The 24,517-nt window shown below is 39.8% G+C and carries 19 protein-coding genes; 10 read left to right on the top strand and 9 right to left on the bottom strand.

The features are described from left to right. The first annotated feature begins 160 nt into the window (after positions 1 to 160). Positions 161 to 3,271, top strand: coding sequence for a hypothetical protein (locus V7K35_RS24130; RefSeq protein ID WP_335082326.1), 3,111 nt, complete (start codon positions 161 to 163; stop codon positions 3,269 to 3,271). Further along, on the top strand, positions 3,261 to 6,971 hold the full coding sequence (locus V7K35_RS24125) for a helicase-related protein (protein WP_335082324.1): 3,711 nt from the start codon (positions 3,261 to 3,263) through the stop codon (positions 6,969 to 6,971). The genes V7K35_RS24130 and V7K35_RS24125 overlap by 11 nt, the downstream gene beginning before the upstream one ends. A 76-nt stretch (positions 6,972 to 7,047) precedes the next feature. Here the strand turns inward: V7K35_RS24125 and V7K35_RS24120 are convergent, their stop codons facing one another. The 3 genes from V7K35_RS24120 to V7K35_RS24110 all read right to left on the bottom strand — a co-directional run bounded on the left by V7K35_RS24120 (position 7,048) and on the right by V7K35_RS24110 (position 9,045). Beyond that, positions 7,048 to 7,326: a DUF2442 domain-containing protein gene (locus tag V7K35_RS24120; protein WP_335082322.1), complete on the bottom strand. Its 279-nt coding sequence runs from the start codon at positions 7,324 to 7,326 to the stop codon at positions 7,048 to 7,050. Between the two features lie 5 nt (positions 7,327 to 7,331). Further along, positions 7,332 to 7,592, bottom strand: a complete 261-nt coding sequence (locus tag V7K35_RS24115; protein WP_335082320.1) for a DUF4160 domain-containing protein — start codon at positions 7,590 to 7,592, stop codon at positions 7,332 to 7,334. 142 nt (positions 7,593 to 7,734) lie between these two features. Then, positions 7,735 to 9,045 (bottom strand): ABC transporter ATP-binding protein, encoded by a 1,311-nt coding sequence (locus V7K35_RS24110; RefSeq protein WP_335082318.1) that lies wholly within the window; start codon positions 9,043 to 9,045, stop codon positions 7,735 to 7,737. 180 nt (positions 9,046 to 9,225) lie between these two features. Between V7K35_RS24110 and V7K35_RS24105 the strand changes: the two genes are divergently transcribed. Then, on the top strand, positions 9,226 to 10,482 hold the full coding sequence (locus tag V7K35_RS24105) for an FAD-dependent oxidoreductase (RefSeq protein WP_335082316.1): 1,257 nt from the start codon (positions 9,226 to 9,228) through the stop codon (positions 10,480 to 10,482). 271 nt (positions 10,483 to 10,753) lie between these two features. Beyond that, complete coding sequence (locus V7K35_RS24100; protein WP_335082314.1) at positions 10,754 to 11,329, top strand: single-stranded DNA-binding protein; 576 nt, start codon at positions 10,754 to 10,756, stop codon at positions 11,327 to 11,329. A 169-nt stretch (positions 11,330 to 11,498) separates the two neighbouring features. Here V7K35_RS24100 and V7K35_RS24095 read toward each other — a convergent pair whose 3' ends face one another. Then, entirely contained in the window at positions 11,499 to 11,666 is a 168-nt protein-coding gene (locus V7K35_RS24095; RefSeq protein WP_335082312.1) for a hypothetical protein, read from the bottom strand. Between the two features lie 124 nt (positions 11,667 to 11,790). Between V7K35_RS24095 and aqpZ the strand changes: the two genes are divergently transcribed. Together aqpZ and V7K35_RS24085 are read left to right on the top strand one after the other, a co-directional pair. Then, positions 11,791 to 12,576, top strand: a complete 786-nt coding sequence (aqpZ, locus tag V7K35_RS24090) for an aquaporin Z (RefSeq protein ID WP_334793158.1) — start codon at positions 11,791 to 11,793, stop codon at positions 12,574 to 12,576. Positions 12,577 to 13,013: 437 nt separating this feature from the next. Continuing rightward, complete coding sequence (locus V7K35_RS24085; protein WP_335082311.1) at positions 13,014 to 14,879, top strand: ABC transporter ATP-binding protein; 1,866 nt, start codon at positions 13,014 to 13,016, stop codon at positions 14,877 to 14,879. Positions 14,880 to 14,930: 51 nt separating this feature from the next. On the opposite strand, the gene ureG is transcribed toward V7K35_RS24085, so the two are convergent. Genes ureG through ureE form a run of 3 tightly spaced genes read right to left on the bottom strand, consistent with a single transcriptional unit; the run spans position 14,931 to position 16,686 of the window. Then, on the bottom strand, positions 14,931 to 15,530 hold the full coding sequence (gene ureG / locus V7K35_RS24080; protein ID WP_335082310.1) for an urease accessory protein UreG: 600 nt from the start codon (positions 15,528 to 15,530) through the stop codon (positions 14,931 to 14,933). A 42-nt stretch (positions 15,531 to 15,572) separates the two neighbouring features. After that, positions 15,573 to 16,265, bottom strand: a complete 693-nt coding sequence (locus V7K35_RS24075) for an urease accessory protein UreF (RefSeq protein WP_335082308.1) — start codon at positions 16,263 to 16,265, stop codon at positions 15,573 to 15,575. Then, complete coding sequence (ureE, locus tag V7K35_RS24070; protein WP_335082306.1) at positions 16,240 to 16,686, bottom strand: urease accessory protein UreE; 447 nt, start codon at positions 16,684 to 16,686, stop codon at positions 16,240 to 16,242. The genes V7K35_RS24075 and ureE overlap by 26 nt, the downstream gene beginning before the upstream one ends. Positions 16,687 to 16,806: 120 nt before the next feature. Between ureE and V7K35_RS24065 the strand changes: the two genes are divergently transcribed. After that, positions 16,807 to 17,376 (top strand): Uma2 family endonuclease, encoded by a 570-nt coding sequence (locus tag V7K35_RS24065; protein WP_335082304.1) that lies wholly within the window; start codon positions 16,807 to 16,809, stop codon positions 17,374 to 17,376. Positions 17,377 to 17,404: 28 nt separating this feature from the next. On the opposite strand, the gene V7K35_RS24060 is transcribed toward V7K35_RS24065, so the two are convergent. Both V7K35_RS24060 and V7K35_RS24055 read right to left on the bottom strand, forming a co-directional pair. Further along, complete coding sequence (locus tag V7K35_RS24060; protein WP_335082302.1) at positions 17,405 to 19,174, bottom strand: sensor histidine kinase; 1,770 nt, start codon at positions 19,172 to 19,174, stop codon at positions 17,405 to 17,407. A 185-nt stretch (positions 19,175 to 19,359) separates the two neighbouring features. Then, entirely contained in the window at positions 19,360 to 21,543 is a 2,184-nt protein-coding gene (locus V7K35_RS24055; RefSeq protein ID WP_442939758.1) for a sensor histidine kinase, read from the bottom strand. A 1,263-nt stretch (positions 21,544 to 22,806) separates the two neighbouring features. On the opposite strand from V7K35_RS24055, the gene V7K35_RS24050 reads away from it, so the two are divergent. From V7K35_RS24050 to V7K35_RS24040, 3 genes are all read left to right on the top strand, one after another. Beyond that, positions 22,807 to 22,962 carry a hypothetical protein gene (locus V7K35_RS24050; RefSeq protein WP_335082298.1) on the top strand — a complete coding sequence of 52 codons (156 nt, stop codon included), beginning with the start codon at positions 22,807 to 22,809 and terminating at the stop codon, positions 22,960 to 22,962. Between the two features lie 183 nt (positions 22,963 to 23,145). After that, positions 23,146 to 24,219 (top strand): bifunctional DNA-binding transcriptional regulator/O6-methylguanine-DNA methyltransferase Ada, encoded by a 1,074-nt coding sequence (gene ada / locus V7K35_RS24045; protein ID WP_335082296.1) that lies wholly within the window; start codon positions 23,146 to 23,148, stop codon positions 24,217 to 24,219. A 39-nt stretch (positions 24,220 to 24,258) separates the two neighbouring features. After that, positions 24,259 to 24,517: hypothetical protein (locus tag V7K35_RS24040; protein ID WP_335082294.1), on the top strand; the 259-nt coding region annotated here is incomplete at its 3' end.

Here is a 24,517-nt window from a genome sequence, read left to right as displayed (position 1 = left end):
AAAACTAGCGATATGGCTGAATTAAAATTTTTGGGTTATAAGATAAGTCTTACAAACTAAGAATTCATTCTACTAGCTTACTCTGTTGGCTACTGTTTAAGCGCATCAACCTTTTAGGGTAAGTCACAAAATTGAAATATTACTAAACAGTGGTTGCATCATGACATCAACATCAAGACATTCTATTGAGGAAAGCTCAAATCCCTTAGCAAAATTAGATTATACTCCATTATTAGATAAAATTTTACAGTTAATTAAAGAAAAGCCACTTTTCAAATTTTCTCCAGATAGAAATAAACTCAGAATCTCAGCTTATGATATTGCCTATGAAATTGCTACCAATCCCAACCTACGTCCACAAAGTCCTTTAACGCAGAATATAGGTATTAAAGCAGCAACCGTAAATTTTATTTCGGATACAGAGTTTTATTCTAAAATCCAAGCTATTAGAGATGAATTGAGAAGACAACTTGTTACTGCTTGTGGAGAAAACCAAACTCAATCTTCCTTAGACAATCTTTGCACACCATTATCTGATTTTATTAGCACTCAAGCTGGCTTACCATTTAAATATCCTTTTAACAAGACTTATAGTTTTACATCTCAGCGGTTAGTTATTGAGAATAGCTTGGCTCAAGAGAGGCGTAAAGGTACAGAGTCAGTCATAAAAGCTCATCACTTGAACGTCAAATTTGAAGGCATATCTAATTTTAAGAGCAGGTTTTTAGAGAGCCTTAAAAGCTACATAGATACTATAGCTAAACCCGATTCACAAGATTGGCAACAACTGACAGAAATTTTAGACAATATATCAGAGCAAAAAGAATCTGAACTTACTGAATTTCAAAAAATAGTAGATACTGAATCTCTTCCGAGACTACTACGAGATATCAAAATAAATTATTTGGATTATTTGAGAATAGAATGTGCCAAAACTAATCTACATCATTCCAATACACAGGGTTTTGAATGTTTAGAAACATTGAATAAGCGGCTGAGATTATTAATAAATTATATCAACGATCCAGATTTAGATGATCCCGATTATGAAGTAAATTATTTACTTGATAAGCCTGTTAATCTCAGGACAGCTTTTTCTCAAGCAAATTCCTTTGATATCTTGCCTATTATTCCTGAGTATGAAGGAATGATAGGAGAAAGCGTAGATAAAGACAGAGGTATCCAAGAATTCAACTTGGGTGTGAGGTTAAAGCTCAATGGTTCTGTAAATTCTTATCATGAAAATTCAGTCGTGAATTACTATATGACTGAACTTGACCCCACCAGTCCGCGTCATAAAGACCAACTAAAAGATCCTGCAAAAGCCAAGAATTTTAAAGAAAAGGTTTTGAAAATTGCTTGTCTTTATTATTTCGTTTTCGCTGTCGATGAAGAAGGCAAGATACCTGATAAAAATTATGATCCTACTCCTAAATTTAAGGACGATATTTTAAATAAATTGAAAGTCGGTATTTCTGATGAGGAAGTTACAAATTTATTAATCAAAATTCACGGGTTGATATTGAATAAGGATGTTTGGCAAGTCGAACGAAAATTAGCAGCCTTAAGAAATCTGCTGCAAACCTTTCTTAAGAAAAAAGAAATATTGCCATCTTTTTCTAAAAGAGTACAATTATGTATTAGTAAAGCAGTTCTGCATAAAAATGTCTCAAAAATTATTAATACTCGTAGTTTTTTGAAACTTGATTTAAATCAACAAAACCAATCAAATTTCAAAGCTAAAGCTAGAGAAGCTCTGGCTTATGTGGAGGTTTTACCACCTACTGTAAATGAACAATCTCTTAGTTCATTATCTGTCACTTTTACTTTTGATGATGTTCGCTATTTTACAGATAGTGATAAGCAAAATTTCTCGATGGAGTATGATATCACAGGTATTAAAGGATTGCCTGTTATATTTTCTCCAATCGGAGAGAAAGATGGTAAACCTATATCTCACGGAATATATGATAACTACTTTGCGAAGGAAAAAATAATAGTTATTTATTATAAATCCAAAGAAGTAAGAGAAGAAATATTTAAAAATACTCAATCACCAGAAGCTACTATATATCAGCAAGTCTTCACTTTATTAAGTTACTTGTGTATTAATATTTGTCGAGAGCAAATTAGTCTAGATAGCGAAAAGCAAGAAAAACTCTTTATTCCAATTTTTAGATTTCATCTCCAAGATACTCAGGAAACAACAGAAGATGAAGTTTTTCTCAATTCTTTATCAAAAGCATTAGCACATATTCTTCGTCGAGATTGCATAGCTGATGCTCAAGGACTAAATGTAAAAAATATAAAAAAAATAGATAAGTATAAAGAACAAAATGCTTTATCATCGTTGTACGCTTTGATTCCTAAAACTTTTGAGTTGCAAGAAGGTTATCAAGCTCAACTGGATAAACTGGCAATTATTGTTGTTTCTAGCTGGTTGAGTGATGCAGTTTGGGATGAAAAAGATAAACTTGCCAAAAGGTCAAATATATATGGCGAAATTATTGTTATTAATCACATATCTAATACAACAGTAAAAGTTGAACCTATCAAAACATTTGCAGACAATCAACCTCATTCTAAAATATCTACTGAATCAGAGGTTGTGAAAGATGAAATTAGTAAACTTTACCAACAAGGTTATCGACATTTTTTATACATAGCAAAAGCTCCCTATACTAGGAGTTTGGGTATAACTAAATTGGAATCAGACCCAGATTCATTATTTTTCATGTCTCAGGATGTAGTTCAGTATCTCAAAGCAGGTAAGCCAGATATCAAGCTATATCCAATATTTATGGATAACTATCCTGCTATCAACTTGGTTGAAGGGAAAGCTGATTCCTTTTATATTCCTGATATTGAAGAATTAGAGAAGTTATCTGTGGATAAAAGCCAACAAACCAGAGTTTTTCTCAACCTCTTTACAGGCCGTTCTGTAGATAAAAAGCGGACTATATTTAATAGTGTAGTTTGTTACAGTACTTTATTAAATATTTATGACGTAGGTGATACGAAAGATATTATAGAAGGGTTATTAGATAAAGATTCGCCTTTACAAAAGACGATTTTACAATACATTGCTTTATTTCATTTTTCTCGATACGAAGTAAATATAAACATTGCTCTCAAGCTGAACCCTTATAGTAAACTCATTGGTGACGAAGGTATCGGTAAAATATCTACTTATACTTACTCGGTGAAGAATGTTAAATTTAATAACTTAGCCTTTTTGACCGAAATTAGGAGTGCGCTTTATGGCAAATGATTTAGGCATTAATTTAGGTCGAGTATTTGAAATAAGTTTTAATATCGGTATTTTAACTTACTTTCAGCATTCCAAGTTAAAACATTCCTACGGCGATGTTTATCTTCAGCCTTTAAGTAAGTTATCTTTGCATAAGATACAAAAGGCTATAGCTAATAATTTTATAGATAAATCTCATCAAGAAATTATTGGAGACTGGGTAAAATTATTTATTCAAAAAGGATGGACTTCAGGCTACAGCTTTGTGCGAGAATATATAGAAGCATCTGGCTGGCTAACTAAAAGCAAAATAGAAATTATCTATTTTCAGTGTGATTTCCACAATGAAAACGCCTTTGGTATCAAAAATTTAGAGAGATATCCTCCTGACTGCTACAAAGAAATTTTAGAAGTTCAGGGATTTGAAAACGTAGATATCAGTCGTTATATAGATGCTGGGGAATTCCTGAAAGCAGATACTCTCTTATTGCTGCGGTACATGGGGAAGTATCGAATTTTAGTTGTAGACTTATCCACTTTTACAACTTCCGCTATTCATTCTGTAACTGACTTAAATAACATTCAAAGTTTAGTAGAATCATTAAATACTGAGTTAAATTATGTGCGTTCCAAGTCTAGTTTTTGTGGACTCGGTATCGATACTGGAAATAGTAGCGACAATAACAATAAACTTAATGAGATATATTCTAAAGAATTGACTCGCTTCTTCTGTGCTTTCAAGACTAAAGACAAGGAAGCAGTGAAGGTTATCCAAGCTTCTAGTTATGCTTGGAGCTTTTATAAATTTCTGCTGTCATCAGGTAAAATATCAGGAACTGATGCAGTTAAGTTTAATTGCTTTGGATATAGTGACAGAATGATTAACGGCATTGCTTTGACTAAAGAAAAAGACAATGCTCAAAATAGTCTGGAAATATTAAATAATTGTTATGAAATATACAAAAATAAGAGTGACAAAGATATTAATGACAGCCGCAACACGTTACTTGAAGTCATTAAAAGTAATGCAGCTAGAAACTTTCAGGATGGCAACAGGTTTGTCAAAGATATAGTTGAAATAAAAAAAGATACAATAAATTATATCCCAAATACTGAAGTATTTGAGGCTGGACAAGATTTTTTTAATACGGCTGGTCTTGTACCTGAATCTATTAAGCGATCGCTAGACCTAAAAGAAACAGAATTTAGAAATGCTCATGCAGAGTTGATACATCGAACCCTTGCAGATTCTAGAATACCATTGCTGTTTTTGACGGGAAATCCTGGAATTGGTAAAACTACAGCAGTTGCAAAGCAAATTATTGACCACTTACATGAGGGTTCACTCCTAATATATGTCAGTCCTCGAATTCAGGTTAACCGAGATATTATTGAGAAATTTACACAAGAAAATAGCTTAAAATTAGTTTCGGACAATTTAATTTGTATTAATACCAATAAAAGAATACTTGATGATGCCAATGGAGGTTACGTTGTTGAGTACTATAATAATAACCTGACTGACGAACATCAAATAGGGCAAGTAAAATTTTTAGATGCTAGAAATTTAAAAGACAAAGTATCTGACTTTCCTAGTCGCTTGGTTAGACGTACAGATAACTTGGTACAAGTAGAAAAACCCCGTGAGGTTGGAGTCTTAGCAAGTTTGTGTGAAGCAATTCACACCTGTATCATTAATCCTGATTTACCTAATAATATCATTGCTACAGCCTCAATGCAGTCTTTAAAGGAAACTCGCTATGGTAACACTTTAAAGCATTTGGGCAGAATATTTAGTAGTGCTTATAATTCTTCCAAAAAGCCTCCTGGGATTATTCCAAAGAAGATGAAAGAAATCGCCAGCCGGATGAAAAATATTTTCATTATGATTGACGAAATTACAGGTTCGCAAGAGGGAGTTGCTTTTCTACACGGGATTTTAGATTTTGTTGAAGAATATGATTTGTTAAATCCTGAATACGGCTTTAATCTGAAAGTGATTACTGCTGACGCATCACTGACAATACAAGACGTAGTTGAAAATCATCTTTCTCAAAATCAAATTCAGGGAGATAAAATATTTGTCAGACAAGTTTCAGAGTCAATTGGTCAATGTTTATCTTTTAATGAATTTCAATTTTTGAATAAGCCTACAACTCTGATAAATGCAAATTCTTATCCTGCTGACAAGCTAATATTTAATTATCACATATTTATCCAGTCACTAAGCTCAGACGACATTACAGATGAAACTTTTACTTTAGATATTAAGGTAGCTAAAAAAATTGAAGAAGATATTTTAAAATTGCTAGATGAAAATGATGGACAGATTATAGTCTATATCCAAAATAAAGATGCTCTCAAACAATTAATTACTAAAATTTCTCAGCTAAGACCTAGCTTTACTCTGCATCAAGAGTATTTAGAAATACATGCCAGTTTATCAGATAAAGAAGAAGCTGAAATTCAGAAATACCAAAATACAGTCAAAGTAGTTTTTATGACTGCTTCTGCATCTCGCGGTCTATCTTTTACCCAAACTAAGTATATTCTTGTGCAGATACCTAGCTTTCAAATTGAGCAAAATTTTATGGAAATTATACAAGTAATTTACCGTGGGCGAGGTGGTGAACTAGACAGGGGTAGTAAATATTTAAATTTTTACTTGTCTGATAAAGCTATATACTACCCAAAAAAAGTAGATGATAATGGAAAAAGTTTAAGTGCTGCTGAATCAGAAAAACTTACAAATCTCTCATTAAAAGAAGCTTGTCTGAATGTATTAAATATTCTGATTATCCTGAAAGCATCTATTATGACCCGGATTATGGGGTCAGGGGAAATTGGTAGAAAACGATACGTCATTATTCCTATTGGTGGTAAAGCTATTAGCCAAGCGGGGGAGACATTTATTGGTACATTGGCCACTTTATTACGGCAAATTCAGAAGGAGGTTAAAAAACAACCTGGAGATAATATATTGGAAAATATAGAGCAAAGTTTATATGAATTACTTTCGGTTCAAAAAATTGAAATAAGTCCTTATTCTCAAAATAAATCACTCCCTCAAAATCAACAAGTATCTTATGTTTCAATCGGATTTAATCTTTTGTCAAAAATGGAGACTAGCCTTGATAACTTGCTGAGTCTCCCACCAGTTGAAAAAACCTATGTCAGAGGTAGTTTACTCATTGTACCGTTATCAGAGAAACTAGTTAAGGAAACTAATTATATTGACTTAGAAAAAATTCTTGATAAAAAGCAAAATGAAGATTTAATAAAAAAACTTAAACTCTTAGTAACATCAGGAAAATACCCAAAACAAATTATTCGTGCTGCTTATTCATTAATAGATTTGCTTAAAACACTTTTTAGTGAATTAGAACGTTCACAAAAATTAACCCAAACTTCTGTTTCGTCAGAACGTTATTACGCTTTACCTATACAGACATTTTTATCTTTTCAGGCTTTTGAAGGCTATTTTGAAAATGAGAGAAGAATTGATAATGTCTCTTTACGGGATATTTTAGCTCGGTACGTTTCTACACTTGCTTTAGCATATAATATTTTGCCCATTGACTCTAATTATCAAAATATTCCTTACGTAGTTTTCAATAGTGGTGCAATGGATAAACTAGGAAAAAACCTATTTAATGAAAATCAAATATTCCAATCTAAAGAAATGAGTATTCTAAATTTAATTCTTTCTCAAGAAGATTGATTCCCAATGAAATTTGAATGCACTTGTGAAAGTTGGAGTCTACTGGGTGCGATCGTTAATTAAAGGTTTTTTACTGTCACACACTACGACTTAACTTATAGTTAGGAATAGGCTGATTGCTAATCACTGCATACAGTACATCTGGATCGAGGTCGGCTCCTGATCGCCATTGAATTGTGCCTAATTCGTGGTTTAATTCAACCTGAGCAAAGTATTTTTGATCTTGTAAAGGTGCAAAAACACCTGTAAATTTAATCAGCTTACTAACATCAATTATTCCTTCCACTTCGTCTTCAAAACGGATATATAGTTGATAATTTTCCCTTGGTTCTACTGCAATAATGTCTTTTAACACATTTACTACTCCAATGGTAAGACGCTATTGAGGATTTGATTGTCTCTAGCTAGTTCCCAGTTTTCCATCAATTCATTTTGATGTAAAGTCGCCCATTCTAATATAAGTTTAAAAGCTCTGGAGCTAAGTTTACGTTCTAAAATTTCTAAGGTTTCAATGCTAATAATAGCTTTTTGTTGGTTGTATCTTACGTGAAAATGTGGAGGCGGATGGTCATTGTAATACATAGTGACGATCATCCCGAAAAAACGACTAATTTCTGGCATACTTTATTCTCTCTTGAGGATATATAGGAAGCCAATGTGCGTCTACGTTCAAGGGATTCATGGTAAGTCAAGCGATGTCTACGACGGGCTACGCCTACGCCACTTTGCTACTTTTGAAAATATCAACTAGGCAGTTGATTTCTTAAGGAAATATCGCTAACTCAGTTTCCGGGTCAAAAAAGTGAATTTTCTCTAGAGTTAGAGATAACCAAAGTTGCTCACCAACTTGTACAAATCGATCTGGTGGTATTCGCACTTGTATGTAATTGGCAGTAGTGGCAGGTTTAGATCCTGGTTCAGCAATCTTAACAGCGAGAAAGGAATCATTGCCGAGATTTTCTACCAAATCTACTTGTACTGGTAGATTTTTGGTAGCAGGCATACTCAAGTTTAAGTGTTCTGGGCGAATACCTAAAATTAGAGTTTTCCCATCATATTTTTGTAAAGCTTTTCCCCAAACTTCTGGCAGGGTGAAACGAAACTGGGAATGAGTAATCAACTGCGGGGCATGAAATTCCACAGAAATAAAATTCATCGGTGGTGAACCAATGAACTCTGCTACAAAAAGGTTGGCAGGGCGGTTGTAAAGTTCTAGGGGAGAAGCAACTTGCTGAATTTTACCCTCAGACATAATTGCAATGCGATCGCCCATTGTCATCGCTTCTGTTTGATCATGGGTAACGTAAATTGTCGTTGTCCCCAGTTGGCGCTGCAATTTGACAATTTGGGCGCGGGTTTCCGCCCGCAGTTTGGCATCTAAGTTAGAAAGCGGCTCATCCATTAAAAATACTTGGGGGTCACGCGCGATCGCTCGTCCCAATGCAACCCGTTGTCTTTGTCCCCCAGATAGCTGTTTGGGTAAGCGATTCAGCAATGTTTCGATTTGCAACAGTTGGGCAACACTACGCACCTGCTGATCCACCGCCCGTTCTTTGTCAGAAATGTAGCGCAATCCTTTAGGTAACTTTCTTGTCGCCCCCACAAAAAGATTTTCCGCCCATGTGCGAAGATATGGAGTATTTTCTCCTCTGCTCCTCTGCTCCTCTGCTCCCCTGCTTCCCCTGCGGCGTAACCCAAAGGCAATGTTGTCATACACCGTCATGTGAGGATAGAGGGCATAATTTTGAAACACCATTGCAATGTCGCGTTCCTTGGGTGGTAAGTCATTGATCAAGCGATCGCCTACCCAGATATTACCGCCAGTCATCACTTCTAACCCGGCGATTAACCGCAACAGGGTGCTTTTACCACAACCAGAAGGGCCTACCAGCACCATAAACTCGCCATCTGCGATCGTCAGGTTAATCCGCCGCAAGACATTGACACTTTCCGCACGTGGCGCTACATCAGTTTTTTCCGCAAGTGTGAGAGGAGATTGGGTTTGTGAGCTAACACTTTCCCCTTTACGTGAGGAAAAACTTTTATAAACGTTTTCTAAAATAACTTGAGACACAACTGTTAATTATTGTCATTGGGCATTGGGCATTGGGCATTGGACAATATGACTAATGACCAATGACAGTTTAGCGCTCATAATAATACACGTTTAGGGTAAATACGAAAAGTTAAAAAAATAGCCTTTACCATAAAAAGCAAACTATTCTAAATTTTAGGGCTGTCAGGAGGTGTTGTTATGACTACCGATGTACCTAAAAATCTTTCCCAAGACCCAAGCGTTAACCCTGTCCATGACATTGTAGACGGACAAACTACAGATTGTTGCATTGTGGGTGGGGGGCCCGCAGGAGCAGTATTGGCGCTGTTATTAGCGCGTCAAGGCATTTCTGTAATGCTGCTAGAAGCACACAAAGACTTAGATCGCGACTTTCGTGGCGATACGATTCATCCGTCGGTGATGGAAATTATGGAAGAATTGGGACTTAGCGATCGCTTGCTAGAACTTCCCCATACTAAAATGCGCCAAATTAGCATTCAAACTCCTCAAGATAATGTCACATTCGCAGATTTTAGTCGTCTGAAAACCCATTATCCCTACATTACAATGCTTCCACAGGTAAAATTCCTGGAGTTCATCACCCAAGAAGCACAAAAATATCCTAGTTTCCATCTGGTGATGGGTGCGAATGTGCAGGAATTAATTGCCGAAAATGATGTAATTCAAGGTGTCCGTTATCGAGGAGGCGGTGGTTGGCATGAAATTCGGGCAATACTGACAATTGGTGCAGACGGTCGCCACTCACGTTTACGCCACCTGGGTGAGTTTGAATCAATCGAAACCTCGCCGCCAATGGATGTCCTCTGGTTTCGCCTACCGCGTCAGCCAGAAGACCCTGAAGGGGGAATGGGGCGCTTTGGTCAAGGTAAGCTAATCGCCATGCTTGACCGTGGTGATGAGTGGCAACTTGCCTATGTTATTCCTAAAGGAGGCTATCAACAACTAAGGGCTGCGGGTTTGGAGGAATTAAAAAAATCTGTTGCCGAAGTAGTGCCAGAATTCCAGCAACGCCTCCAAAATTTAGATGATTGGTCACAAATAGCTTTTCTCTCAGTCGAGTCCAGCCGTGTCAAACGCTGGTATCGTCCGGGACTGTTACTCATCGGTGATGCAGCTCATATAATGTCCCCCGTTGGTGGAGTTGGCATTAATTACGCGATTCAAGATGCTGTAGTCGCGGCAAATGTACTCAGCAAACCGCTCAAGAACCGAGAATTACAACTTAGCGACTTAGCAAAAGTACAACGTCAACGCGAGTTGCCCACACGCATCATTCAGGCGTTTCAAACTTTTATCCAAAAGCGGGTATTGGCGCCGGTTCTCACCTCAAATCGCACTTTTGTACCACCTGCGTTTTTGCGCTTACCCATCTTGCGCGACCTACCAGCAAGGTTAATTGCCTTGGGTGTTTTTCCAGTTCATGTCAAAACTTAATTTTTGCTGATAATTTTTGATATTTCCTCAATGAGTGGTACAATCATACTACTCTATACAGAATTCAATGCTCATTTAGTCAGGCGAGGGTGGCGAGCGGCATATTTAATGCTGTTCAAAGCGATCGCTTGGCTTTTATGCTAGAAAGGACTAAAAACTCAGGCATTATTAAAAAATGCAAACAATTAAACATATCTAGATATTAATTGGCACTACATAGAAAAACCTTCTCTTTTTGAATCAGTACTTTTTGCAGTCAGGAGTAATTTTAATGAACAGCTGCGTTTTAATGGCGGAAATTATTAACGAACCGCAACTCCGCTATACAGCCGATAATCTGGGAGTCACAGAAATGCTGGTGCAGTTTCCCAATTCTCAGAAACCAGAAGATCCGCCAGCCACCCTGAAAGTTGTTGGCTGGGGGAATTTAGCGACAGAAATTCAGCAAAACTACCACCAAGGCGATCGCGTCATCCTGGTAGGGCGTTTAACTATGAATACTGTTGAGCGTCAAGAAGGTTTTAAAGAAAAACGTGCTGAATTGACGGTGCAGCAAATTCAATCTGTTGGAGGTAGTTTTAATACCGATCCATTACCCTCAGCAACCGTAACCCCATCATTCACTGAAACTGCTCCCCGACAAACACCTTCAGCATCTCGTCCTCCACAGAAAGACGTTCCCACTTACGAGTCGCCACGTCCAGCGCCTACTCCGGCGACAAATCCTGTTGGCGTTGCTCCCCAAACGACAAGTTACGAACCTATACCCCAACCCACAAATTATGAGCGAACTACTTATCCAGCAGTGAAAGAGGAAGAACCAGATCCAGATGATATTCCCTTCTAAAGTTGGTAGTTGAGCGTGTATTTAATTTGCTAACTAACATTACAATTAGACAATTTCTACAAATAGCCATCCTTTCGGATGTGCTATTTTTTTGTCTGCGTTGACGCTTTGCGTCTTGTCGTGAGACATCGCTATAGTTTAGCTATCGAGTAAGTTAGGAACAGGAAAGTTATACTATAATTACCCCAAACTTGGCGTGAAATACATGGGTTACGACATCGCCTTTGCATAGCAACCATTTTTCCTCGTTGCTATGCAAAGGCGATGTTGCCAGTTCTGGTAAGCAGACTTTGCTCCTTTCTTGTTTTTCTTGGCTCATGTCAGCTATTGCAACCATCTATAAAAGCTGATAAGTTTAACGGTGTTGGCGCTAAATCTTTATTTACAACAAAATTTAAAGAAATTTGCTAACAAATTAATTTATAAAGTTTTCAATCAGTTGCTTAAGCAAGGAGATATTTATGATATCAATTTTTACACGATGTCTTGCAGAATTCGTTGGAACATTTGTGCTAGTTCTTGGTGGATGCGGAAGTGCTGTTTTTGCAGCAGCATTTCCAGATGCAAAAGCCAATGAATTAGGAATTGGCTTTGTAGGTGTTGCTCTGGCTTTTGGTCTAACAGTGCTAATTATGGCCTACGCAGTTGGTCATATTTCCGGTGCTCATTTTAATCCAGCTGTATCATTTGGTCTTTGGTCAGGAAAGCGTTTTCCCGGTTCTGAATTGCTTCCATACATTATTGCTCAGGTATTAGGAGCAATATTAGCCGCAGGTCTAGTTTATTTAATTGCCAGTGGTAAACCAGGATTTACGCTTTCTGGTTCCAATCCATTAGCGACAAATGGTTTTGGAGTACATTCTCCTGGAGGCTATTCACTGGCTGCTAGTTTCATTACAGAGGTTGTACTTACCTTCATTTTTTTGATTGTGATCTTAGGTGCAACAGATGGTCGCGCACCAAAGGGCTTTGCACCAATTGCTATTGGTTTGGCACTAACACTGATTCATTTGATCAGCATACCCATAACGAATACATCAGTTAATCCTGCTCGTAGTACTGGTCCGGCACTTTTTGCTGGTGTAGAACTGTTTAAGCAAGTATGGCTGTTTTGGGTAGCTCCAATTTTAGGTGCAATATTGGCAGGTCTGTTCTATTCAAAGGCTTTAGGTGAATCAGGCGCACCAATTGTAGGTGAGGCAGAACGTGAATTTTCGTCTGATGTAGATGATTATTCGCGACGATAGTAATCCAAGTTGTTAGTTATCAGACTTTAGAGTACTTGAAACCCGGAGTCAAACGCGATCGCACGCAATGAAATCTACGGTTCGCGTAGCGCAACCACAAATCAAACTATATTTAGACTCTCTTAGAGGTTGTTTGAAAAGTCGTGATTGATGTATTAAATATTTTTTTACCCCTCTCTAACCCTCCCCGATATATTGGGGAGGGGACTGGATTTTCTGGTTTCCCCCCAATATATCGGGGGGATTAAGGGGGGTGATAAAAATCACAGTCAAACACTTTTCAAACATCCTCTTAGACCAATTAAGACGACCACTTTCATAAACTTTAGTGCCACCAAAGAGTGTAAAGAGTGTAAAAACTAAATTTACCCACAAATACATCAAAACTATTGTTAAAATCCAGATAATTTTAAGTTAATATTCCTACGTATACTCCTATGAGAGAAACTGTCCTAGAGGTTCGCAATCTCCAAGTTGAATTTCCCAGTGATGGCAACATTAACAGAGCTTTGGATGGTATTTCCTTTGGGCTGCATCGAGGTGAAACTCTAGGAATAGTAGGAGAATCGGGGAGTGGTAAATCAGTGACAGCCTTAGCTGTGATGGGTTTGTTGCAAACTCCCGGTATAGTTAGTGGCGGTGAAATCTGGTTTCGTCCGCAGGAGAATGCCAACCCCATCGATTTGGTAAAATTGCCTTTTGAGCAAATGCAGTTACACCGGGGTGGCGATATCGCCATGATTTTTCAAGAACCGATGAGTTCGCTCAATCCAGTTTATAACATCGGGTTTCAGCTAACAGAAGCGATTATGCGGCATCAAAATGTGTCAGCAGCCCAAGCACGACAAATTGCGATCGCAGGTTTGCAAGAGGTAAAACTTCTACCTAGTGATCAGGAGATCCAACAGCAGTATACCGAAACTTCATCGAAACTAGAACCATCAAAGTTGTCACAGATGGTTAAAGAACACAAAGAAGCCATGCTAGAACGCTACCCTCATGAACTTTCTGGGGGTCAGTTGCAACGGGTAATGATTGCAATGGCAATTTCTTGTAACCCATTAATCTTAATTGCCGATGAACCAACCACAGCTTTGGATGTGACGGTGCAAGCAACAATTTTGGAGTTAATCCGAGAATTGCAACAAAGCCGTGACATGGCAATGATTTTTATCACCCACGACTTGGGGCTAATTTCAGAAATTGCTGACCAAGTAGCGGTGATGTATAAAGGTAAAGTTGTCGAATCTGGTACTTCTCGGCAAATTTTTAGTAGTCCCCAGCATCCATATACTAAAGGTTTGATAGCCTGCCGCCCATCACTTGATCACCGTCCCCAAAAATTACTCACCGTTTCTGATTACATGAGTGCAGAAGAGACAGCAACGGGAGAAGTAGTAATTCAGCCGAAAGAACCCGCACAACCCACAGAAGTCACTACCGAAGAGATTGCTGCAAGATTGGCAAATTTCAATCAGAAAGAACCGCTGCTGCAAATCCGCAACCTGAAAGTTGGTTTTCCAGTGCGCGGGGTGTTTGGTGGTACAAAACGCTACAATATGGCAGTTAATGGCGTTTCCTTTGATGTCAAACCAGGAGAAACACTAGGTTTGGTGGGAGAATCTGGTTGCGGTAAAACCACCCTTGGTAGAACCTTACTGCGCTTAATTGAACCAATGAGTGGTCAGATTATCTTTGAGAAACAAGATATTACTAGCCTCAAAGGAGAACCGTTGCAAAAACTGCGGCGAGAAATGCAAATAGTTTTCCAAAATCCTTTTAGTTCTCTCGATCCCCGGATGAAGGTTGGGGACGCGGTGATGGAACCTTTGGTAATTCACGCCGTTGGGAAAAGCAAGCAACAACGACGCCAGCGCGTAGGCGAACTCTTAGAACGGGTGGGGTTGAGTGCAGATGCAATTAACCGCTATCCTCATCAGTTTTCTGGTGGTCAACGTCAGCGGATTTGCATAGCCCGTTCTTTGGCATTGAATCCTAAATTTATCATCTGCGATGAATCAGTTTCAGCGCTGGATGTTTCAGTGCAGGCGCAGGTATTAAATCTTCTCAAAGAATTACAGTCAGATTTTCAGCTTACCTATATTTTTATTTCTCATGATTTAAGTGTGGTTAAATTTATGAGCGATCGCATTTTAGTCATGAATCGCGGTCAAATTGTTGAAGAAGGCACAGCCGAAAGCATTTACCAAGAACCCAAAGAGGAATACACGCAAAAATTAATTGCTGCAATTCCTACTGGTAGTGCTGAACGGATGCGAAATCGTCATCTACGGGCTTTATAGTTCAAAGGCTCAACTTTCGAGTAAAAAGGCTCAACTGCCGAGTAAAAAGGCTCAACTTCCGATATTTATGCAAACAAAATTAATTACATCTGCAAGTCCAGACTGAGTTTTTAAATTAGTAAAAATAAAAGGTTTATCGCCGCGCATTTTTTTAGCATCTCGTTCCATCACACTTAAATCTGCACCAACATAAGGTGCAAGGTCAATTTTGTTAATCACCAACAAATCAGATTTAGTAATACCAGGGCCACCCTTGCGGGGAATTTTATCACCTGCTGCAACATCGATGACGTAAATCGTTAAATCCACTAATTCTGGACTAAAAGTAGCAGCTAAATTATCACCGCCACTTTCCAAAAAAACTAAATTCAAATCGATAAAACGTTCCTCTAACTGTTCAATTGCCGCCAAATTCATCGAAGCATCTTCGCGGATAGCAGTATGAGGACAACCACCAGTCTCTACACCCAAAATGCGATCGCTTGCCAACGCCTGAGAACGCACTAAAAACTGAGCATCCTCCTGAGTATAAATATCATTCGTCACCACCGCAATCTGATACTGTTCACGCAATCCCTTACACAAAGCATCCACCAAAGCCGTCTTCCCCGAACCCACTGGCCCAGCAACTCCCACTCTAAATGCATTCATAACTCCTCACTCCTGTACAGACAAAGATTTTTCGCGTCTCTCCTAACTCCTAAACAACCTTGTATACTGCGTTTCATGCTGCATACTCGCCAGCGACAAACCCCAACTACAACAGGCGAGTTGATCATCCTCCAATGCGAGAATTTCCAATACCGCAGTGCTAAATAATGGTTGCAAATCTAGCAATAACTGCTGTCCTGCTGTTTGTCCAAGGGGGATAAGTTTTACACCCGCAGTAATCAAATTACTTGCCCAACTATGCAGATATCCCAGCAATGCAGCTTTGATACTGATTTGCCAATGGGCAATGGCAATGCCAAAAGCGATCGCATAATTGCAAGGATTCCCGACAACATTGGCAATAGGTATAATCTGCGGTTCTAGTTTACCAAGTAATTGGATGAGCGATCGCCCCATCTGCCAACTAGAAGCACGTAATTCTTCTGTTTCCCTAGCAGCCGATAACCACAGATTCCAACGGCATAGCGATTCAACATCACCCATTTTTGCAGCTTGCTGCGATCGTACCATCACCGCCGCCTCTAAGCGAATTGCCCCGTAGAGCAACTCTGCTTTTAGCCAATCTTTGAGATGTGTGTGGTTAGCGATCGTACCATTTTCTATCAGCATTTCCAAGCCTTCAGAATAGCTATATGCTCCCACAGGCAAAGCGGGGCTAGCCAGCTGCAAAATACTCAAAAGATGGCTATCAGTGAGCATGATGGTGTTGTCCATAAGCTCCTAATTCTGGCTGAAACGGTAAAATTTCTTCTTTAACTTCTAACCCCAATTGTTCCAACATCGTGCGTAAAACAGAATCTGAAGACAAGCGTAAATAAGTCGGAGTAATTTCTACAGGTACATGGCGATTTCCCAGATGGTATGCCGCCCGTAGTAATAAAAGTGGTGTTTGGGCAAAGGCAGTCAGCACGAGTTCTGGTTTGGCAGTAATTCTGATTAAACTGCTATGGGTTTCTTCTTGCAAAATGTCGCCATCGTGTAAAACAGTTCCTCTGGGTAAATGCAAAAACACAACCTTATCATCTGCCGTTTCAAAACGATGACGACTGCGGGTACGTTCTTCTGCTGTTAGCGCCAGAGTAAAAGTGACTGCGGCATCAAGGTTAGGTGGTTTAAGTTGGGTAAATGTCAGCATACAGAGTTTTGCCTGATCTTCCGTTTTTCATTATGGTTCTAATTAAGACAGCATAGCTGCCTTGCCTAAAGGAAAGATAAAATTAAACAAAGAAAGGCAACGAGCCAAACGGGGACAATTATGAACCAAGCCGTTGAGGGAGTACGCTGGACAATTCACGATTTAGCGGTTCTACCCGAAAATGAGTGGACACGCTATGAAATTATTAATGGAGAACTCTTTGTGACTCGCACTCCTCACCGCCGTCATCAACAAGTTTGTGTAAAAATTGCTCGACAACTCGACGTTTGGTCAGATTCGAGTGGTTTAGGGGAAACAATTGTGGCTCCAGGGGTGATTTTTTCGCAAGCAGATAGCGTTATACCGGATGTAGTTTGGGTAAGTCGAGAACGACTGGCGCAAATTGAAGATGAAGCGGGACATTTGACAGGCGCACCAGAGTTAGTAGTAGAGGTTTTATCGTCTGGTAAACAAAACGAACTTCGAGACAAAGAAGCAAAACTGAAACTTTATTCAGTTCAAGGCGTGCGTGAGTATTGGATTGTCGATCGCTTCACTCAAAAAGTCGAAGTTTATCGGCGAGAAAAAGCCCAATTGGTTTTAGTTGCTACTTTGTTAGGCGATGATGAAATAACATCGCCACTTTTACCCGGATTTTGTTGTTCTATTCGTTTCTTTTTTCCGGAATAATAGCAAATTTGAAAATATTTCTGGAAACCTAACTGCTAATAGGCAATGTAAACCAGAAAGTTGCCCCTGCATCCAATGCACTATTCACCCCAATTTCGCCGCCGTGAGCATTGATGATTTGCTTAGATAAATACAACCCCAAGCCCAAACTTACAGAATTGCGGATACTTGCACCCCGAAAGTAAAGGTCAAAAAGCCGATCGCTTTGTTGTTGACTAATTCCCACGCCATTATCACTAACAGTACAATAAATCATGTCATCCTTACGGGTAGCATTGATTGTCAAAAGTAATTCCGGGGGATTATGTTTGAGGGCATTAACAATTAAGTTAGAAAAAACTCGCCATAGTTGCGTGGGATCAGCATTCACTAAGGGTAAATCTGCGGATACTAAATTTGTCAGCTTGGCTTGATTTTGGGCTAGCAATGGCTCTAAATCAGCGATCGCAGCTTCGACAACTCTCAGCAATTGTACGGTTTGAAATTGTAAAAAAACACCTTGGACTTCACTGACATGAGCTTCCATCAACGAATTAATTAAGTTAAGTTGGCGATCGCTGCTTTGAATCATCCGCTCTAAAATGGAGCGGGAAATCGAAATATTATCCTCTGGACGTGCAAGCAAATTTTTCAGCACCATTAAAGTACCCAGCACTGGGTTGCGTAAGTCGTGGGAAACTGCATGGAAAAATACTCGTAGTTCTTCTTCAGTTTGTTTGCGCTGGGTAATGTCTTCAATCAAACCTTCATAATAAAGCAGTTTTCCCTGTTCGTCAAGCACTGCATAGGCTTTTTCTGAAATCCAGACAATACTCCCATCTCGGCGATAAATTTGGGACTCAAACTCAGAAACACTGCCATACTTTTCCATCAGGCGCACAAATTCTGCCCGGCGATTCGGATCAATATACAATTGGTGTTCTATATCAGTGAAATTTGCTGTCACCTCTTCTGCGAAAGAGTAGCCATAAATGCGTGCTAAAGCCGGATTTGCCGTAATGTAATGTCCATCAGGACTGCTTTGAAAAATCCCTTCAACAGCGTTTTCAAAAATGCTGCGATATTTAGCTTCTGCAACCTTGAGTTTTTGGTAAGCAGATTCCAGTTCTTGACGGGCGTAAAACTCAGAACGTTGCAGGCGATCATATAGATAAACACCGATATCACATATAATACAAAACCAAAAAATGTATAAAATAAACGTTACATTATATATTTCTGGGTGTTCAGGGATTGGTGTTTTTAGCCCAAGTGCCGTATTCACACCAAAATAGTAAACCAGCACACTCACTTGAGTCAGCAAATGAATAATCCAGCAGACAGGCATCAACACAGCTTGGCTCAAGAACAGCAGTGACCAGCCGATGGTATCGGGTAGTGCGAAACCTCTAAGAGTTGCAAACAACTGGGATGCTAAACTAATTGACCAAGAAGACCCCAAAAATAATAAATCTGGACGCTCACGACCTAATTTAGTTTTATGTAAAGCAAAGCAGATCAGTATACTCAGGAGCATTGCAATATTAATTACAAGGCGTTGAGTTCTAAGTACTTCTGGCAGTTTCTCCAACTCTTGAAAAGGGAAAAACGAGCCGTAAATGTCTCGCAAAGTAAAAGACAGCAGACAGATCAGCGCCAACCATAACCATAAACGTAATCTCTGCCACAAAAAACGGTTACGCCAAGTTCTGTAAAAAGTAGTGGTTTCATCTGTTGTTGGTGCAGAAAAAGTTTTTCTCCACCAGCTTTGCACTGTTGTAAATGGAGTAGCGATTAGCATCCGAGCAACTTTGCCCATACTTTGAGGGTGTTTCCCTTACTCAACATTGCCATAAATAACACCCTCTCATTTTTTGGTTATTTATGGGCGATTTGTTGCGGATGAAGTGAACAGAGGTATTAGACCTCTTGCATAAGTCGAATAGACCCCCCTTAATCCCCCCGATATATTGGGGGGAAACTTGAAATCTTGCTCCCTCCCCTTCACAAGGGGAGGGGTGATTCAAGGATTTTTGCAAGAGGTAATGTAAACCAGAAAGTTAATCCGCGCTTGCGGTTACTAATAACACCGATTTCGCCGCCATGTGCCGTCAGAACTTTCCGACAAAGATACATTTTTAAGCCAATGTTTGTGGAACAACAGTCTTGGGGATCGCGGACATGCAGATCGAAAAGGCGATCGCACTCTAGTTTACTCATAGTTACACCGTCATCTCGAATCTGAATGCGAATCATTCCAGCTTCAAGAGTGGCACTCAGAATAAAATTTAATCCTGGTGGATTATTTTGCAAGCTATGTGATATTAAATTTGCCAAAACTTTCTGCAACAGAGTCCCATCTGCCATTACTAACGGTAAATCGGCGGGAACCAAGTTCTTCAGAGTCGCTTGATTTTGTGTCAATATGGGTTCCAACTGGGCGAATGTTCCTCCCAATAGGTTGCTAAATTGTACAGGTTCGAGTTTGATATCAATACCCTGTTTTTCACAAGAATTAATTTCTAGCAATGAGTTAATCATCGTCAGTTGGCGATCATTGCCTTGAATCATCCGCTCGATTATTGAGCGAGATACTGGAATTGGGGATTGGGAAGAGGCTCTTGAGCGGGGGGCAGGGGGCAATGGGGAGAATAAAAAATTACCTCTTTCCCCTCTGCTCGCTGATCCCTGCCCCTCTACCTCTTCCCCACTCTCTACTCCCTGATTTAATAAATTCTTTAACACCATCAAGTTACCCATTACTGAAGTTCGTAAATCGTGGGCAACCGTATGCAAAACAACATCTTTGACGCGATGCAATTTTTCAACTTCTTGCATTTTCTGCTGCAACTGTGCTGTCCGTTCTTCTACTTGGTGTTCTAAATTAGTGTTAAGTTCTGCTAGTTTTTGGCATATCTGGCTTTGCTGAATAGCGATCGCTACCTGTTCTGACATCTGCTTTAACAAGTCAATTTCTATTGGCTGCCAATGACGCGAACCTGAGCATTGATTGGCAATTAACGCCCCAAATAATTCGTCACCTAGCATAATTGGTACAGCCAAGCTAGCCTTAGTTTGGAATTTTCGACAGTGCGCTCTTACTTTGGGAGATACTGCCATTTGCGTTATGTCTTCAAAGACACGCACAAGATTATCTTTTAATAAGTTTCTTACTTCTTGTAGATAAGCTTCATCATTAGTAGACCAACCGGAGACTGATGGGTACTTGGGATCTACTGATTCGGCAAGAGTTCTGACTCCTAAATTAGCATTATTTAAACTAATGAAAACTCGATCTGCTTGCAGAAATTGCCTGACTTCCGTCACGGTGGTTTGGAGAATTTGGTCTAAGTTAAGCGAAGACCGAATTCGTACTAGGGTTTCTGCCAACAAGCGATCGCGTTGTGCTGATAAGCGTAATTGCGCTTCCACCTGTTTGCGTTCTGTAATGTCGTGATGCACTGCTAGGATGCACGGGGTACCATCTAAATCAATAACTTCGGCTGAAAGCATTGCTGTAATTATCTCGCCAGACTTTTGCCGAAATTCAACTTCCAAGTTCCGAGCGACTCCTGTGGCTTGCAACTCCTGTAACAAATTTAGGCGATCGCGATCGTGTACCCAAATATCTAATTCAAAAGAAGTTTTACCAATCGTTTCATCTCGCTCATAACCTGAGAGGTTCACAAAACTGTCGTTAACTTCGATGAAGCGTCCTTCTTGGATTGTACTAATCGTAATTGAATCGGGACTGCAACTAAAAGCTTTAGCAAATTTTTGGGCAAGATTTTGTAAGGCGACTTCTCCTTGTTTGCGATCTGTGATATCTCGGACAATTGCTAGTACCTCATCTTGACCACTCACTACCAACCGCGCCTCATAATCTCTGACTCCCAAAGGCGTTGGTAGCTGATATTCACAAGTTTGCAAAGTTCCAGAATCTAAAGTTTTAGCGATCGCTTCCAGGCTAATCGTTGCAACATCACTAGGCAATAACTCTTGCACATGTTTCCCAACTATTTCTTCTCTGGTAAGAGTGAGATTTACTTCCTCACTTTTCAAATCTAAATACTCGCCATCGCGGCTAATCCGAAACATCAAATCGGGGATAGCATCCAAAATTGCTTTATACCGCGCCTCACTCTCAAGCAATTTTTCTTCGGCTAGTTTTCGGTCTGTAATATCCATAACCAAGCCATTCCAAAGAAAATCGCCGTTACCTTGTAATTCGGGTTGCGAAGTCCCTTGAATCCACTTAATGCCACTAGGCGTAATGATCCGACCTTCCCAATGCCAAGGTGTAAGATTTGTACTACAAACAGCAATAGATTCTGTAAAGGCTTTTATCTCCTGTGGATGAATCAGTTTGTATAGCACCCGAAAGTCTGCCTGTACGGCTTCTGGTTCTATTTCAGACAAAGATTGACAACCAGAACTAACATAAGGGACAAACACAGAACCATCCTGCTGTTGCAGAACTTGGAAAATTATTCCTGGTAAATTCACAGCAAGTTTTGAGAGCAAGTTAATAGCCTCTTGCTGGCAATTCGGTGTATACAGCGATGTTACAACGGTTTCATCCACTCTTTGACCCTTTGATAGCAAGCTATTGATGTACAATTAAAAGCGAGAATAATCAACTTAATAGTTTCGATTCTGTAGCATAATCGCTAATATCGTCTCCGCTGAATTGCTCATAATAAAAGAGCCTCACCTCGCATCTATCTAAAGCTAGAGATTTCCCTGCTCTAGGAGGGGAGGGGCTGGTCTTGAGAGGTCACGCAGAAATCACAAGTAATTTACCGGACATGATATAACAAAATAAAAACAGCGCCTTCTTTCAGAGTAGTTCCTGATGAGGCGATCGCATTCCCCCAATCGGGTGAACCATTTTCCCACGGGAGGAAAAAGTGATGAAAAAGTTAGTTATAAATAGTGATCAACGACACTTTCCAAGACGCTGCTAGTTTTAAATTAGCTCTTATAACTTTACACTGACGCTATTTTGAAGACAATAATGATCCGACTATATCATCATGATTGAATTTCATGAATAGCCCAGGCTAGCGCTTCCAAAAACTGCCGGAAAACTATCTCATCCTTGAGAGCATAAAATGGAATATACCAGCAATAAGGATTAACAGAAATTTATGTCGCTACCGAAGATTTAAATCGATTGAGAAGTTCTGCTTTATCGTCTTTGGTGTCAACCTAAGATGATGTTTGAAAAGTCCATAATGATGTATAAAATATTTTTTACCCCTCCCTAACCCTCCCCTTTATAAGGGGAGGGAACCGGATTTCTCTTATTTCCCCCCTTTATAAGGGGGGACTAAGGGGGGTAACAACGCAATTAAAATCACAGTTAACCACTTTTCAAACAACCTCTAAGATGAAAGTCGCCTAGAACAAGCTTTTAGAGATTGTCTCGTTCCCAGTCTCCGACTGGGAATGCCTAATGTGAGGGCTGCTGCCTCCCTTACTCGCGGCAGAGCCGCAATTGAAGAGCATTTCCAGCCAGAGGCTGGAAACGAGGTTTTAAACGGGTTTGGGTTTAAGTTGACACCGATGCACATCTGTGAAGTTTTACAAGAGATTGTGGTTTAAATAGATGAAAAAAGCTGTAAAAAACTGATATAGCCAACTTTGATCGCAATAATCAGATAGAAAGTAGTTTATCAATAGATTTAATCTAGTTTTATCTAAAAAAATAAATAGAGTTACCAATAGTAAAAACGAAAAATGGCTATTTTCGAGTGGATACTTTGCAATACATCCAAGGAGACATAAATGCAATTACAACAGACACCAGTTTTGAAAGAAACTCTTTGGGAAGCAGTTCTCAATCGAGACTCGACAATTGACGGCAAGCTTTTCTACGGTGTTCGCTCTACAGGCGTTTATTGCCGACCAATTTGCCCTAGTCGCAGACCAAATCGCAATCAAGTTTGTTTTTTCCAGTCGGCACAAGAGGCTGAAATTGCAGGTTTTCGACCTTGTAAGCGATGTCAGCCACAAATTGAAAAAATTCCAAATCCGGCTAAGTCCAAAGTTTTAGCAGCATGTCGATTTATTGAAGCACAAGTTGATCACATTCCAACCCTCTCAGAACTATGTTCTCAGGTGGGAATGAGTCCCAGTTATCTGCAAAAGATATTCAAGCAAATAATTGGCGTATCCCCCTTTCAATATGCAGATGCGCTGCGTAACCAACGATTGAAGCAGCTTCTTCAGTCAGGTGAGGAAATTGCTCATGCAGTTTACGACACGGGGTATGGTTCAAGTAGTCAACTGTATGAGAAAGCACCTAAGCAACTGGGAATGACACCAAAGACTTACCAACAAGCTGGAAAGACAATTAGCATTGTCTATGCGATCGCTCCATGTCCACTAGGATATTTGCTTGTGGCAACAACAGAGAAGGGTATCTGTGCCGTTAAACTAGGTGATGAAGCAGACAAACTTGAACACACTTTGATCAAGGAATTTCATCAAGCGCAGATTATGCGTGATGACCAGACACACAAGGAATGGATACAGGCAATCCTCGACTTTATTGGAGGAGGTAAAGCACATCTTGATTTGCCACTTGATGTCCGTGGGACAGCATTTCAGAAACAGGTTTGGCAAGCATTACAGAAAATTCCCTATGGCCAAACCCGTACCTATACTGATATTGCGCGTGATATTGCCAAACCCCAGGCAGTCCGCGCGGTGGGTAATGCTTGTGGAGCTAATCCGATAGCGCTGATTGTACCATGTCACCGTGTCCTGCGGAGTGATGGCAGTCTTGGTGGTTATCACTGGGGGATTGAGCGCAAACAAAAACTGCTCATACAAGAGTCACGCTGCACCCAAGACTAGGTATTAGGGACTGGGGATTGGGAAGTTTGAGGTTTTGAGGTGGATGAACGGAGTTCCGAGGTGGATGAACGGAGTTCCGAGGTGGATGAACGGAGTTCTGAGGTGGATGAACGGAGTTCCGAGGTGGATGAACGGAGTTCTGAGGTGGATGAACGGAGTTCTGAGGTGGATGAACGGAGTTCTAAGATGGATGAACGGAGTTCTGAGGTGGATGAACGGAGTTCCGAGGTGGATGAACGGAGTTCCGAGGTGGATGAACGGAGTTCTGAGGTGGATGAACGGAGTTCCGAGGTGGATG

The sequence above is a fragment of the Nostoc sp. genome (assembly GCF_036917275.1).
Classification (GTDB): domain Bacteria; phylum Cyanobacteriota; class Cyanobacteriia; order Cyanobacteriales; family Nostocaceae; genus Nostoc.
Note: the sequence above shows the minus strand (reverse complement) of the source record. Positions and strands in the feature narration are given on the sequence as shown.